This is a genomic window from Limnohabitans sp. INBF003 (assembly GCF_055396645.1).
The window spans coordinates 1,914,012-1,927,025 of sequence record NZ_AP029222.1 but is presented as its reverse complement, the minus strand read 5'-3'; the positions used below and the strand labels follow the sequence as shown (position 1 = coordinate 1,927,025).

The 13,014-nt window shown below is 62.5% G+C and carries 13 protein-coding genes and 1 riboswitch; of the genes, 9 read left to right on the top strand and 4 right to left on the bottom strand.

The genetic code is table 11. The features are described from left to right. Positions 1–142 precede the first annotated feature (142 nt). From ACZ5VE_RS08810 to ACZ5VE_RS08775, 8 genes are all read left to right on the top strand, one after another. The gene (locus ACZ5VE_RS08810; protein WP_464454815.1) at positions 143–1,321 is read left to right on the top strand and encodes an MFS transporter; all 1,179 of its coding nucleotides are present in this window, start codon (positions 143–145) and stop codon (positions 1,319–1,321) included. Further along, positions 1,318–2,196 (top strand): alpha/beta fold hydrolase, encoded by an 879-nt coding sequence (locus tag ACZ5VE_RS08805; protein WP_464454814.1) that lies wholly within the window; start codon positions 1,318–1,320, stop codon positions 2,194–2,196. Before ACZ5VE_RS08810 ends, ACZ5VE_RS08805 begins: the two co-directional genes overlap by 4 nt. Positions 2,197–2,316: 120 nt before the next feature. After that, positions 2,317–2,976 carry a DsbA family oxidoreductase gene (locus ACZ5VE_RS08800; RefSeq protein WP_464454813.1) on the top strand — a complete coding sequence of 220 codons (660 nt, stop codon included), beginning with the start codon at positions 2,317–2,319 and terminating at the stop codon, positions 2,974–2,976. A 3-nt stretch (positions 2,977–2,979) separates the two neighbouring features. Further along, the gene (locus ACZ5VE_RS08795; protein ID WP_464454812.1) at positions 2,980–3,606 is read left to right on the top strand and encodes a histidine phosphatase family protein; all 627 of its coding nucleotides are present in this window, start codon (positions 2,980–2,982) and stop codon (positions 3,604–3,606) included. Continuing rightward, positions 3,603–3,983: a thiol-disulfide oxidoreductase DCC family protein gene (locus tag ACZ5VE_RS08790; RefSeq protein ID WP_464454811.1), complete on the top strand. Its 381-nt coding sequence runs from the start codon at positions 3,603–3,605 to the stop codon at positions 3,981–3,983. The genes ACZ5VE_RS08795 and ACZ5VE_RS08790 overlap by 4 nt, the downstream gene beginning before the upstream one ends. Before the next feature lie 62 nt (positions 3,984–4,045). Then, positions 4,046–4,771, top strand: a complete 726-nt coding sequence (locus ACZ5VE_RS08785; protein WP_464454810.1) for a formylglycine-generating enzyme family protein — start codon at positions 4,046–4,048, stop codon at positions 4,769–4,771. Beyond that, a complete protein-coding gene (locus tag ACZ5VE_RS08780) occupies positions 4,768–5,466 on the top strand; it encodes an SDR family NAD(P)-dependent oxidoreductase (RefSeq protein ID WP_464454809.1) in 699 nt (232 codons plus the stop codon). The genes ACZ5VE_RS08785 and ACZ5VE_RS08780 overlap by 4 nt, the downstream gene beginning before the upstream one ends. A 73-nt stretch (positions 5,467–5,539) precedes the next feature. After that, positions 5,540–6,169: a LysE family translocator gene (locus tag ACZ5VE_RS08775; RefSeq protein WP_464454808.1), complete on the top strand. Its 630-nt coding sequence runs from the start codon at positions 5,540–5,542 to the stop codon at positions 6,167–6,169. A 254-nt stretch (positions 6,170–6,423) separates the two neighbouring features. Here the strand turns inward: ACZ5VE_RS08775 and ACZ5VE_RS08770 are convergent, their stop codons facing one another. Next, positions 6,424–8,349, bottom strand: coding sequence for a B12-binding domain-containing radical SAM protein (locus tag ACZ5VE_RS08770; protein ID WP_464454807.1), 1,926 nt, complete (start codon positions 8,347–8,349; stop codon positions 6,424–6,426). 144 nt (positions 8,350–8,493) lie between these two features. Between ACZ5VE_RS08770 and ACZ5VE_RS08765 the strand changes: the two genes are divergently transcribed. Continuing rightward, positions 8,494–9,669, top strand: a complete 1,176-nt coding sequence (locus tag ACZ5VE_RS08765; protein WP_464454806.1) for a J domain-containing protein — start codon at positions 8,494–8,496, stop codon at positions 9,667–9,669. 28 nt (positions 9,670–9,697) lie between these two features. Here ACZ5VE_RS08765 and ACZ5VE_RS08760 read toward each other — a convergent pair whose 3' ends face one another. The 3 genes from ACZ5VE_RS08760 to ACZ5VE_RS08750 form a co-directional block, all read right to left on the bottom strand. After that, on the bottom strand, positions 9,698–10,180 hold the full coding sequence (locus ACZ5VE_RS08760) for a GNAT family N-acetyltransferase (RefSeq protein ID WP_464454805.1): 483 nt from the start codon (positions 10,178–10,180) through the stop codon (positions 9,698–9,700). 50 nt (positions 10,181–10,230) lie between these two features. Beyond that, positions 10,231–11,283, bottom strand: coding sequence for a threonine aldolase family protein (locus ACZ5VE_RS08755; RefSeq protein WP_464454804.1), 1,053 nt, complete (start codon positions 11,281–11,283; stop codon positions 10,231–10,233). Between the two features lie 137 nt (positions 11,284–11,420). Next, a complete protein-coding gene (locus tag ACZ5VE_RS08750; RefSeq protein ID WP_464454803.1) occupies positions 11,421–12,707 on the bottom strand; it encodes a D-amino acid dehydrogenase in 1,287 nt (428 codons plus the stop codon). A 170-nt stretch (positions 12,708–12,877) separates the two neighbouring features. Beyond that, positions 12,878–12,972: riboswitch (glycine riboswitch) on the bottom strand. Between the last annotated feature and the right edge of the window lie 42 nt (positions 12,973–13,014).

Genomic DNA, 13,014 nt, shown 5'->3' with positions numbered 1-13,014 from the left:
CCTCTGCTTGTAGGAGTGAGCCCCTGCTCGCGAATGTGCGAACTGCCGCGGTGCACACAGATTCGGCCGCAGGGGCAGCCTCCCACAGGAACAGTGATGATTCGGACGCAGCGGCGACCTTCCCCAGTGCGTGGGAGGTTCCGTGCCTGAGCGCCGTCAGCTTTTGCCCTTTGCCGCGCTGTCGGCCAGTTATTTCGCGCACATCGGGTTTTTCAACCCTTACTTGCCGCTGTGGCTGCAAGACATGGGCTTGAGCTTGCTGACCATCAGCGTGCTCACCGCCGTGCAAGCCACCACCCGCTTGTTTGCGCCTTATGCCTGGGGCGCCTTGAGCGACCGCACCGGAGAGCGCGTGAAGCTGCTGCGCATCGGGGCCGGTGTGGCCTTTGCGTCGGCGTGTTTGCTGTTCCTCGATTGGGGCCCGGTGGGCCTGGGCTTGGTGTTGCTGGTCATGTTCACCCACACCAGTTCCATGATGCCCATGAGCGAGGCGGCCATGGCCCATCTGGTCAGCCAAGGCGGGGCTTTTGATGCCAAGCGCTACGGGCGGGTGCGCCTGTGGGGCTCGATGGGTTTTCTGGTCACGGTGTTTGCGGCGGGTGCCTGGTTCGAGGCCTTTGGCATGAAGCACTTTCCGGGCTGGACCGTGTTCAGTCTGGCGGCGGTGCTGCTGAGCGTGTGGTGGCTGCCGGACATCAAAGAAGCCTCCCACCATTTGGACGCGCATGTGCCCGTGGGGCCGGTGTTGCGGCAAAAGCCGGTGCAGTGGTTTTTTGCATCCACCTTTTTCCATGTGTTGTCGCACATCGGCATTTATGTGTTTTTCTCCTTGTACCTGGATTCGTTGGGTTACAGCAAAACCATGATCGGCGTGTTGTGGGCGGTGTCGGTGGCGGTGGAAATCGGCTGGTTCTTCAGCCAGTCGCGCTGGCTGCCGCGCATGCCCCTGACCGGTTGGCTGGTGCTGTGCTCGGCCACCATGTTGCTGCGCATGGGCCTGACGACGGCTTGGGCAGATGTGTTGTGGGTTTTGCTGTTGGCGCAAACTTTGCACGCCGTCACTTTTGCTACACACCACACGGTGTGCATTGCTTTGCTGTCGCATCATTTTCCGGGGCGTTTGCGCGGGCGAGGGCAGGCGCTGTATACCGTCATTGCCTATGGGTTCCCAGGCGTGTTGGGGGCATTGTTAGGGGGTGTCATCAGCGAGCGCTGGGGGCTGCAAAGTGTATTTTTGGCCAGCTGCCTGACCAGCGTGGCGGCCACTGTGGCGGCTTACAAGGTCTGGCGCTTGCAGCATCCTCGGCAGGTTTTGCCATGACCGCTTGCGTGGTGTCTGCGGCCAAATGGCCCGCTTTTTTGCCACCCGATCTGGCCTCGGCACTGGAAGGCGCCAAGCGTTGTGTCACCCGCTTCCATGGTGCTGAGACCGTCTGGCACACCTGGGGTGATGCGCAGCAGCCCTGTGTGGTGTTGCTGCACGGCGGCAGTGGCAGCTGGACGCATTGGGTGCGCAACATTGCGCCACTGCGAGACGCAGGCTGGCGTGTGCTGGTGCCCGATCTGCCCGGCTTTGGTGATTCGGCCCTGCCCACAGGCTGCACCGACGCCGATGGCATGCCGCCGCACTTGCATGCCGGGCTGGCGCAGTTGCAGCCTGCAGGGTCCGTGCGTTTGGTGGGGTTTTCTTTTGGCGGTATGACGGCCGCGCTGTGGCTAGCCGCCCATCCGCAGGTGGCACAGCAGCTGGTGCTGGTGGGCGCGCCGGGCATGGGCTTGGCGGTGCCCGAGCGCATCCCCCTCAAAGGCTGGCGTCATCTGCCCACCCCTGAGGCCCAAGAACAAGTGCATCGGCACAACCTCATGGCCTTGATGCTGCAGCAGCCCGACAGTCTGGACGCTCTGGCGCTCAACTTGCACACCGCCAATGTGGCGCGTGACCGGGTGACCCGCAGGCGCTTGTCGTCCACCGACATCATGGCCCGCACCCTGCCCATGCTGCAGGCGCAGGTGAGCGCCATTTATGGTGAGCATGACGCGCTGTACCGGGGCCGCTTGCCCGAACTGCAAAGCACCATGCAAGCCTTGTCCCCGCATTGGGGGCAGTGGCACACGGTGCCGGGTGCCGGGCACTGGGTGCCCTACGAAGCGGCAGGTGCATTCAATGTGGCTTTGCAGGGCATCCTTCACCGTTGAGGCGTCGCCCCTCGGGGTGGCGGGCTTTTGTGTGTGCCCCTCAGCAGCCCTGGGCTGCTGCGTAGAAAATGTGCCGCAGCTTGCAAGCCCTTGTTCAAACTGTTTTTGACGAAAGCCCCCATGACCACCACTTTGAAAATCGATTTCGTGTCCGACATTGCCTGCCCGTGGTGCGCCGTGGGCTTGGGTGCACTCGAGAAAGCCCTGCAGAACCTGGACGGCCAGGTGCAGGCCGAGTTGCATTTTCAGCCCTTTGAGTTGAACCCCCACATGCCAGCGGGTGGCCAGGACTTGACCGAGCACATCACCGAAAAATACGGCTCCACGCCCGAGCAGCAGGCCCTGATGCGCGAGAACATCCGCCAACGCGGCGCGGAGGTGGGGTTTGCTTTCCACCCCGGTGGGCGCGGTCGGGTTTACAACACCTTCCATGCGCACCGCTTGCTGCACTGGGCCGAGGGCCAAGGCGCGGGCGCTCAGCACGCGCTCAAGAAAGCCTTTTTGCAGGCCTACCAAGGCCGAGCCGAATGCGTGGAAGACGCCGAAGTTTTGTTGGCGGGCGTGGCCGCTGCCGGACTGGACGTGGCCGCAGCCCGCGAGGTTTTGGAAAGTCAAGCCCATGCCGCCGAGGTGCGCGAGCGCCAGCAGTTTTACGCGCAAGCGGGCATCCGTTCGGTGCCCGCTATCATCATCAACGACAAACACTTGATCTCGGGCGGCCAGCCGGTGGAGGTGTTCGAACAGGCGCTGCGCCGCATTGCCGCAGGCGAGGTGGGCTGAGCCATGCGCCCGGCTCACTCGCTGGTTTCTTCGGCCCTGCTACGCCGCGACGTGTTGATGCGTGTGGCTTTCGGTGTGGCCTTGCCTGCATTGGCAATCCTGCCCAGCGTGGTGAGTGCGCAAACATCGGCCCGTTCGACTTTGGCCGAACTGGCCAGCGTGTGGCGGCTTGAGGGCGGTGTGCTGTTGGTGCGCCACGCACAGACCGAATCGGGCCTGGGCGATCCGCCCGAATTTGCGTTGGGTCAGTGCCGCACACAGCGAAACTTGAGTCCCGAAGGCCAGCAAGCATCGCGGGCCATGGGCGAGTGGGTGCGCAGCCAAGGCCTCAAGCCCGATGCGGTGCGCACCAGCCAATGGTGCCGTTGCCAGGACACGGCGCGACTGGCTTTAGGCCCATCTGAAGACTGGCCAGCCCTCAACAGCACCTTTGCCGGGCAAGGCAATCCGACGGCCCAGATCCAGGCTCTGCGTGAGCGCTTATTGGCCTTGCCCACTGGGCGCACCGAGGTGTGGGTGACCCACCAGGTCATCATGACTGCGCTCACTGGGGCCTACCCCGAGATGGGCGAAGGCTTCTTGGTGGATTCGCAGGGGCGCTTGCGTGCACGCGCTCGGGTGGCTGCATGAGCCACGCCGCCTGGCCCTTGTTGACCGTTTACTTCGATGGCTCGTGCCCGCTGTGCCGCGCCGAGATCGCCATTTACCGCCGCTTGCCAGAGTCCCAAGCCATGGCCTGGGTGGACGTGAGTGCCGGGCAGGATTTGGGCGGTCTGAGTTGCCAAGCGGCCATGGCCCGCTTTCATGTGCGCAATGCCCAAGGACAAATGTTCAGTGGTGCCGCGGCGTTTTCGCAAATGTGGCGGCTGTTTCCCGGCTGGCGCTGGTTGGGCTGGCTGTCGGCCTGGCCACCCCTGTCTTGGTTGTTCGAGTTGGCTTACCGCTTGTTTTTACCCATGCGTCCGGCATTGCAAAAGTGGGCGCGGCGTTGGTCTTCAGGGGCGTGACGATGAAGCCCTTGGCGTGCTGGGTGGGTGCCCTTGTGGGTTTGCTGTGCTTGGAGCCGGTCATGGCCCAAAAGACCGAGCGTGTGCTGGATCAGGTCGCAAGTCGGGTGGTTTTGGGCAACTGGTCCATCGACCGCACCGAAGTCACCATCGGCCAGTTTGAGCACCATGTGCGGGCCACGGGCACGGTGACGCGCGCCGAAAAAGAAGGCGGCGGGTTTGAATACGGTGCTGGTTGGGAGCGCCGCCCCGGCTGGTCTTGGCGTTATCCCGAAGGTCGATCCGATGGCGCGCCCGCCAGCCTGGACTTGCCCGCCGTGCACTTGGACTTTGCCGAAGCCCAGGCTTATTGCCGCTGGGCCGGAGGGCGCTTGCCCACTGGTGCCGAATGGCAAAAGGCGGGCTTCACCGAGCTGCGCGATGCGCCGCCTGCACCCTGGGTGAAGGGCCGTACCTACCCCTGGACCACGGGCGACAGCCCGCAAGGCGCCAACACCAGCGATGCCGACCCGTGGCCACGGGCAGCACCCGCCGGGGCCACGCGCCAGGGCGTGAACGGCCTGTACGACATGGGCGCCAATGTGTGGGAGTGGACCACCGACGCCCGTGGCAAGGAGCGCAGAACCGTCGGCGGCTCCTGGTGGTACGGCGCGTTCAACATGAAGGCCGATGTGCAGGCCTACAAACCGGCCGACTTTTACGCCGTCTATATCGGCTTTCGCTGCGTCTACGACGTCTCGCCCCATAACCCCAATACGCGCCCCAACCCGAGCAAAAGCCCACCATGATGCATTCCCTGCCCGAGGGCTACCGCGCCCTGGTGATCGGCGCGACCGGTGCCATCGGCAGCGCCTTGTTGCAGCAGTTGCAAAGCGACCCGCGTTGCGCCTTGGCCATCGGCGTGTCGCGCCAAAGCACGCCGGGGCTGGACTTGTTGAGCGAGCCCAGCATGGCCGCCTGTGCGCAGGCGCTGGCCGCGCAGGGGCCGTTCTCTCTGGTGCTGGACGCCACGGGCGCTCTCACGCTGAACGGGTGCGGCCCCGAAAAACGGCTGGACGAACTCGATGCCACGCATTTGTTGGCCGCCTTGCAGCTCAACGCGGTGGGGCCGGGCTTGCTGCTCAAGCACTTTGTGCCCTTGCTGGCATCGGGCCAGCGGGTCATCTGGGGCAAGCTGTCGGCGCGTGTGGGCAGCATCGAAGATAACCGCAAAGGCGGCTGGTACGGCTACCGCGCCGCCAAGGCCGCGCTCAACATGCTGCTGCAGACCGTAGCCATTGAAATCGCCCGGCGCAGACCGCTGGCCGTGGTGGCCGCCTTGCAGCCGGGCACGGTGCAGTCGGCGCTCAGCCAGCCTTTTGTGGGCGACGCTGCCATGCACCCCGATGAGTCGGCCCGGCGCTTGCTGTCGGCGCTGGACGCTTTGTCAGCCACAGGCCGTGCGCAGTTCGTGGACCATCAGGGGCAGCTTATCCCTTGGTGATGTGCCCCGGTGGGCAGCCGACAAAGCGGCGTGATGGACAATCCACGTTCTTATAAAAATCAAGGAATGGTTGATGAGCTTGCAAGCCTGGTGGCTTTTTCTCGTGATGACTTTTGTGGTGTCGGCCACGCCAGGGCCCAACATGTTGCTGGTGATGAGCCACAGCGCCCGCTTTGGTCTGCGCCCCGCCGTCATGACCATGGCAGGGTGTATGACCGCCTTGCTGTGCATGATGAGCATTTCGGCCGCAGGTTTGGGTGCGTTGTTGCACACATTTCCGGCGGTGTTTGACGCCTTGCGTTATTCAGGCGCAGCCTATCTGGCTTACCTTGGCTACAAGTTGTGGGGGGCTGGTGTGACAGCCAAGTCTGGCGAAGCCACGCATTCACCAGACGAGGTGATGCGCAGTGGGGGGGCTTTCTACAGACAAGGCCTGGCCGTGGCGGCCAGCAACCCGAAAGCGATTGTGTTTTCTGCGGCGTTTTTTCCGCAGTTCATTCAGCCTGAGCTGCCTGCCCTCACGCAGTTCGGCATTTTGCTGACCACTTTCACGGTGATTGAAGTGAGCTGGTACCTGGTTTACGCGCTCAGCGGTCACAAGCTGTCGCGCGTTCTGCAGCAAGCCCATGTGATGAAAAAATTCAACCGCATCACTGGCGGCGTGTTTGTAGGGTTTGCCGCACTGATGGCCGCCAGCCGTTGAGTTTGTCCGTACGCTGGCTGCCACAGCAGGTGGTTTACCCCCGCCAACTGTGCGCCAAGCTGTGGATAAGTCCATGAACAAGCCCTGAGACCCGCATGCCTGCTGGCTTGGCGCGATGTGCCCAATATTTCAGCAATGCTTGGATTGGCATTCAGGCGGTCTTTTGTAGGTCGGAGCTTTAGCTCCGACATTCGTGGGGCCATCACAGGCGCATGTCGGGGCTGAAGCCGCCGACCTGCCCATGCAAGCCGGTTTCAACCCAGCGCCTTGGCGATTTTGTGGCGTGGCACGGTGGTTTTGGGGCATTGCCCTTTAGGCAGCTCAAACCACTGGCGCACATCGGCGTCCACGCCCACGCCGTGCATGAAGTTGTAGATGGCTTTTTTGAGGCCCTGGCCCAGCAGATCATGGTCCACGCCCGCAGGCATGGGGGTCGGGTCGACAAAGCCCACATCGTTCTTGGCAAACGTGCCTTCGGGCAGGGGCAGCAGCTGCACGCCATAAGCCTCGGGGTTTTGGCCCACGGGCGAATGCACGGTGCAGACAAAGCGGTGGAAAAAGCCGCTGTGGATGCAGCCGTTTTCAAACAGCTGGCGCACGTATTCGAGCGCGTCCACCGTGTCCTGCACGGTTTGCGTCGGAAAGCCGTACATCAGGTAGGCATGCACCAGCACGCCCGCGTCGGCAAAGCCTTTGGTCACTTGCGCCACCTGCTCGACCGACACGCCTTTTTTCATCAGCGCAAGCAAGCGGTCAGACGCGACTTCGAGGCCGCCCGACATGGCAATACACCCGCTTTGCGCCAGCAAGTCGCACAGCTCGGGTGTGAAGGTTTTTTCAAAGCGGATGTTGCCCCACCAGGAGATTTGCACACCCCGGCGCAGGATTTCTTCGGCCAGGGCCTTGAGGGCTTTGGGCGGTGCGGCTTCGTCCACAAAGTGAAAGCCGGTCTGGCCCGTCTCGGCCACGATCTGCTCGATGCGGTCCACCAGGGTGCTGGCCTGCGCGGTTTCGTAGCGGCTGATGTAATCCAGGCTCACGTCGCAAAAGCTGCATTTCTTCCAGTAGCAGCCGTGCGCCACGGTGAGCTTGTTCCAGCGCCCGTCGCTCCACAGCCTGTTCATGGGGTTGAGCATGTCCAAGAGCGACAGATATTTATGCAGCGGCAAGCCGTCCCAGGTGGGCGTGCCCACCTCTTCAAAAGCGATGTCGGGCTCTTGCAGGTTGATGTACTGCACCTGGCCTGCATCGTTTTTGATGAAAGTTCGCTGCAATCTTGGCAAGCTGCGCTGGCCTTGCAGGTGCTCGATCAGACTGAGCAGCGGGCGTTCGCCGCCATCCAGCGTGACGTAGTCCACATGATCGAAGACACGGGCGTCTTTCAATTCGCGCAGCTCGGTGTTCACAAAGCCGCCACCCAGGCCGATGCGGATGTGCGGGTGCGCCCGCTTGATGCACTGGGCCATGCGAAACGCCGCATAGACCGAGCCGGGGAAGGGCACGGACAGCAGCACCAGTTGCGGCTGGTGGCGCTCGATGGCTTGCAAGGCCAGGCGCTCCAGCGTGTTGTCGATCAGGTTGGGCGGCTCGGCCAGCGCCTCGGCCAGTGCGTCAAAGCTGGGCTGGCTGGCGGCCAGGCGCTCGGCGTAGCGCACGAATTCAAAGCCTTCGTCGACCGCATCGCGCAGCACGTCGGCCAGATCGTTCAAATACAGCGTGGCGAGGTGCCGGGCACGGTCGGTCTGGCCCAAAGCGCCAAAAGCCCAGCCAATCGGGTCACCCGTGCCGTCATCGTCGTAGGCGTCGAGCGCCGCAAAGCGCGGACCCTCGGGCAAAAAGCCCCGGCCCGCGATGCGGTGGCTCAGGGTGCTGTCGCGACCCTGCAAAAAGGCGATCACCGGGTCGATGCTGACGGCGTAATCTTTGAAGTGGTCGAGGAAAAAGTTCACCGGGCCAGAGCGGTCTTCGATGGGCAAAGCCAATGCCGCGTCGCGCAAGGCGGTCAGGCCTTTTTTGTTCAGCAAGGCCAGCACGGTGCCCAGGGCCAGATCTTCTTGCGCCGCATCGAAGCCCCGCGAACGCAAAAAACCCGTCAGGTAGGCCGTGGACGGGTAGGGGGTGTTGAGCTGCGTCATCGGCGGGATGAGGCTCAGGATCTTGAACGGGGCGGGGCTGGACATCAGGTTGGCGGTTTTCGAAACAGTTAGGGGGATTATCAACGGGCGCAGCCCTTGTCCCCATTCGGCCGCAGGGGCGACCTCTCGCACACCGGGGGCGTTAACATCCAGCAGCCCCACGCGCCTCTGCCCGATTGACTTTTTCTGATGACGCCCTTGCCCGAAACGCCCCCGAACGCTGCACCACCCCTGTCCACCTTGATGGTGCAGGCATCTGCGCAAGCCCAACTCACGCCCGCCCAGCAGCGCTTCAATGAACTGTTGGCCCGGATCGAGTTGTTATCGGCGCACATCCAGCGCCTGGAAGCGTGGTCTGACCGGCACCGTTACGTGCACATTCAGGCCTTGCGCGAGTCGGTGCAACAAGCGCAGGCGCACCGCAAAAACCTGCTCTTGTTTTTGCATGAACGCCTGCAAACGGCAGACCTGACGGTGCAGCAGCAACGCATGGCCCGTGGCAAGTTGCGCAGCTTGATCGGGCAACTGGCCGCCATGGCCGACCCGCAAGTGCAGGCGCTGGCGGATGTGTACGTGAGCGAAGAAGACGCGCAGGAAGCGGCCGAAGAGCAGGCCGAGGCGGCGCAGCGCCTGCGTGAACGCATCGAAGAAGCTTTGGGCCAGCCCCTTGAAAAACCCAGCCAGTACCAGACGCCCGAAGACATGATGCAGGCCGGGATGCGCCAGTGGCAACGCCAGCAACAGGCCGACGATGATCGCAAGGCCGCCAAACGTGCCGCCCGAAAAGCGCAAAAACAAGCGCAAAAGAAAAGCGCTGCGGCCGAAAAAGGCGAAGTGCCGGTGGCCCTGCTGCGCGAAGCCGATGCCAAAAGCGCCATCCGCACGATTTATCGTCAACTGGCCAGCGCCCTGCACCCGGACCGCGAGCCCGACGAACAAGAGCGCCTGCGCAAAACCGGCTTGATGAGCGAGGTCAATGCCGCTTATGAAAAAAACGATCTGACCACCTTGCTGCGCCTGCAAATGCAGGTGACGCAAGTCAACCCCCAGAGCACAGCACGTATGGCCGACGACAAGCTGATCGCCATGGCCTTGCTGCTCAAAGAGCAAGTCGCAGCGCTCGAAGACGATCTGGACCAACTGCAAAGCCGCCTGACCCGGGAGCTGTGCGTGCCCGTGCGGGCCGATGCGGATGAGGCGGTCCTGAGCCTGTCACTGCAGCGCATCCAGGCCGACCAGCGCCACAGCGTGGACAGCCTGGCGGGCGATTTGCGCCGCATTCAAAACGACGCCGAGCTCAAGCGTTGGCTCAAAGAGCAGTGGCAGCTGGCCAAAGAGCAGGTTCAGGCCAATACGGATTTTTGAGCGGCTTCAAAGCCCCGTTAAAGCCAAGTCAAAGCCACTTTTGCATGAAGCTGGCTTGGCCCGCAGCGGGGTCGAGCGCGTAGGGTTCAAAGCCAAAACCGACGTAGCTTTTGAGGGCCCGCGCATTGCCGGTGAGGACCTCCAGCGTGAGCTTGCAGCAGCCATGGTCGGTGGCATGTTGTTGTGCTGCGGCCAGCAAGGCCTGACCGATCCCCATGCCCCGGTGACCGGGCAGCACGGCGATGTCGTGGATGTTCATCAAAGGGCGTGCCTTGAAGGTCGAATAGCCCTCAATGCAGTTGATCAGGCCCACAGGTGTATCGCCCAGCCAGGCGATGAAGCTGGCGGCATCGGTCCGCTTGGCCAGGTCATCGCACAGGCGCGCTTTCACATCGAGCGCCAAAGCTTCACCACCGCCCATCGCGTCTTGGGCATAGGCGTCCAGCAGCATCACCAGGGCTTGGGCATGTGCTGGGTTTTGGTAATCAACGCGCTGGACTTCAAGGGACATGGAGTGCTCTTCAATGGTTGAACGCAGAGGGGATGGATTGTCCCCGATGTTCAGCCGAGCGCCTGCATGTCGGCCAGCAAGGCATCGACCGAGGCTTCGCTCGTGTCCCACGCGCACATGAAGCGGCAGCCACCGCCAGCGATGAACTGGTAGAACTTCCAGCCATTGGCATGCAAGGCGTCAATCAGGGGTTTGGGCAGCTGGGCGAACACGCCGTTGGCCTCGGGGGCGTGCAACACTTGAACGCCATGGATTTGCGACAGTCCTGTGTAGAGGCGCTGCGCCATGGCATTGGCATGGCGAGCGTTGCGCAGCCAGGTGTCGTTGTCCAGCAAACCGACCCAAGGGGCCGAAATGAAGCGCATTTTGGACGCCAGTTGCCCTGCCTGCTTGACGCGCCATGCAAAGTCTTGCGACAGCTCGCGGTCAAAAAAGACCACCGCTTCGCCCACGGGCAAGCCGTTCTTGGTGCCGCCGAAACACAGCACGTCCACCCCCGCCTTCCAGGTGATTTCGGCAGGGCTGCAGCCCAGGTGCGCCACCGCGTTGGCAAAGCGGGCGCCGTCCATGTGCAGTTTCAGGCTGTGCTTTTTGGCCATCCAGGACAAGGCACGGACTTCGTCCACGCTGTAGACCGTGCCCAGTTCGGTGGCTTGGGTGATGGAGGCGACCTTGGGGCGTGGGTAGTGGATGTCGCTGCGTTTGGTGACCAGGGCCTCAATGGCTTCGGGCGTGAGCTTGCCGCGTTGGGCTTGGGCCGATAGGCCTTCGGCCACCAGCAGTTTGGAGCCGTTGGAGAAAAATTCCGGCCCCCCGCACTCGTCGGTCTCCACATGCGCCACCGGTGTGCAAATGACCGAGTGGTAGCTCTGGCACATGGACGCAAGTGCCAAGGAGTTGGCCGCTGTGCCGTTGAAGACGTAATACACGTCGCAATTGATCTCGAACAACTCGCGCAACATGTTGCTGGAGCGTTCGGTCCAGCGGTCATCGCCATAGGCGGGCTCATGCCCGCTGTTGTTGGCGTCCAGCAGCGCTTGCAGGGCTTCTGGACAGGCGCCCGCGTAGTTGTCGCTGGCAAATTGTTGTTGTGTGGTGTTCATGTGCGGTCCCCTGATGTTCTTCTGAGTCATTTTTTGGCTTGAGCCAAATGCGTGAGTGTCCTTGGACACAGAAAAAGCCCTCTGCACCAAGGCGACGCCAAGGCGCGAGGGCTTTTGTGCTTGCGCAGGTGCCGGTGTTAGCGTGCGTTCAGCGCGGGCGTGCCCGAAGACACGAAGGACCGTGCCGTGGTGCCATGGCTTTGCATCACATGCCCCGCCAGTTGGTGCGCCGTGATGGCCGACAAGGTCCAGCCCAGGTGGCCGTGGCCGGTGTTGTAGAACACGTTGGCTTTTTTGCCAGCGCCGACACGCGGCAGCATGGTCGGCATCATGGGGCGCAAACCGGCCCATGGTTCCACCCTGCGGGTGTCCACGCCAGGGAAGCACTCGTTGACCCAGTTCACCAGTGGCTTGATGCGGTCGGCGCGGATGTCCAGGTCAATGCCGTTGAACTCGGCGGTGCCCGCCACGCGGAAACGGTCTGTGCCCAGACGGCTGGTGACCAGCTTGGTTTCGTCGTCCAGCAAACTCACTTGCGGGGCGGCAGCCTGGCTGGCTTCGTCGTTCAGGCCGACGGTGATCGAGTAACCCTTGACCGGGTAGATGTTCAAACGGTCACCCAACTGGGCCGCCAGCTTGCGACCGTGCACGCCTGCGCAGATCACGATGCCGTCAAAGCTGAGGGTTTCGGTTTGGCCTTGGTGTTGCACTTGCACGGTGGCGGTTTGGCCGTTCGATGCCACATTCAGCACCTGGTGCTCGGTCAAAATCTTCACGCCCATGCGTTCGCAGGCTTTGGCCAGGCCGAAGGTGAATTTGTGGATGTCGCCTGTGGAGTCGCTCTCGGTGAAATAGCCACCGTAGTACTGACCTTGCAAGGTCGGCTCGATGGCTTTCATTTCTTCGGGCGTCACGGCGCGGCGTGGCAGACCACCTTGGGCCAGCAGCTTGGATACTTCACCCGCGTGGTCAAAGCCTTTTTTGTCGCGGTAGATGTGCAGGATGCCTTCGCGCTTGTGGTCAAAGTCGATGCCTTCGGCTTCGGCCCAGGCAAAGTGGTGTTCGCGCGAGGCAATGGCCAGTTGGGCCGTGGCGATGGTGTTTTCTTTGTACTTGGGAATGGCCGCCACAAATTCGGCCATCCAGCTGAGTTTGTGCCAGGTGGGGGCTGGGTTCATCAGCAGTGGGGCGTCGCTTTTGAGCATCCACTTGAGGCCCTTGACGATGGTGGAGGGGTGGGTCCAGACCTCGGCGTTGGAGGCGGACAGCTGGCCGCCGTTGGCATAGGATGTTTCCATGCCGGGGTAGCGGTTTTTCTCGATCAGGGTGACCTGGATGCCTTGTTGGGCCAGGGCGTAGGCGCTGGTGACGCCTGTGATGCCGCCGCCGACAATCACCATGTGTTTTTTGACCATGTTTGTCATGGGAGTTCTCTCAGTAAAACGTCTCAAACGGATGGACGCACTGCACACCGGATGTGTGCAGCACGACCCCCTCTGTTTGAAACCTGAGAGATTCACCCGGCCTCTGGAAGGCTTGGGGCTTGCTCCTGCGGTGTGCCGGGGGACGAATCCCGGCAACTCTTCAGAGTGCTTTGTTCACCACGGTCCTTTTGCCTGAGAGTTTCCGGGGTGGTTGCTCCTTCGGCGTTGAAGGCTTTGGGCCTTCAATCTCTCCCACGGTGAACGTCGGATTGGGTCCGACTCGGGGTGACGGTTGCAAAACCGGCGT

Coding starts and splice junctions, on each gene's coding strand:
- ACZ5VE_RS08805 (WP_464454814.1), top strand. CDS start 1,318: ATGACCGCTTGCGTGGTGTCTGCGGCCAAATGGCCCGCTTTTTTGCCA.
- ACZ5VE_RS08800 (WP_464454813.1), top strand. CDS start 2,317: ATGACCACCACTTTGAAAATCGATTTCGTGTCCGACATTGCCTGCCCG.
- ACZ5VE_RS08795 (WP_464454812.1), top strand. CDS start 2,980: ATGCGCCCGGCTCACTCGCTGGTTTCTTCGGCCCTGCTACGCCGCGAC.
- ACZ5VE_RS08790 (WP_464454811.1), top strand. CDS start 3,603: ATGAGCCACGCCGCCTGGCCCTTGTTGACCGTTTACTTCGATGGCTCG.
- ACZ5VE_RS08785 (WP_464454810.1), top strand. CDS start 4,046: ATGGCCCAAAAGACCGAGCGTGTGCTGGATCAGGTCGCAAGTCGGGTG.
- ACZ5VE_RS08780 (WP_464454809.1), top strand. CDS start 4,768: ATGATGCATTCCCTGCCCGAGGGCTACCGCGCCCTGGTGATCGGCGCG.
- ACZ5VE_RS08775 (WP_464454808.1), top strand. CDS start 5,540: ATGAGCTTGCAAGCCTGGTGGCTTTTTCTCGTGATGACTTTTGTGGTG.
- ACZ5VE_RS08770 (WP_464454807.1), bottom strand. CDS start 8,349: ATGTCCAGCCCCGCCCCGTTCAAGATCCTGAGCCTCATCCCGCCGATG.
- ACZ5VE_RS08765 (WP_464454806.1), top strand. CDS start 8,494: ATGACGCCCTTGCCCGAAACGCCCCCGAACGCTGCACCACCCCTGTCC.
- ACZ5VE_RS08760 (WP_464454805.1), bottom strand. CDS start 10,180: ATGTCCCTTGAAGTCCAGCGCGTTGATTACCAAAACCCAGCACATGCC.
- ACZ5VE_RS08755 (WP_464454804.1), bottom strand. CDS start 11,283: ATGAACACCACACAACAACAATTTGCCAGCGACAACTACGCGGGCGCC.
- ACZ5VE_RS08750 (WP_464454803.1), bottom strand. CDS start 12,707: ATGACAAACATGGTCAAAAAACACATGGTGATTGTCGGCGGCGGCATC.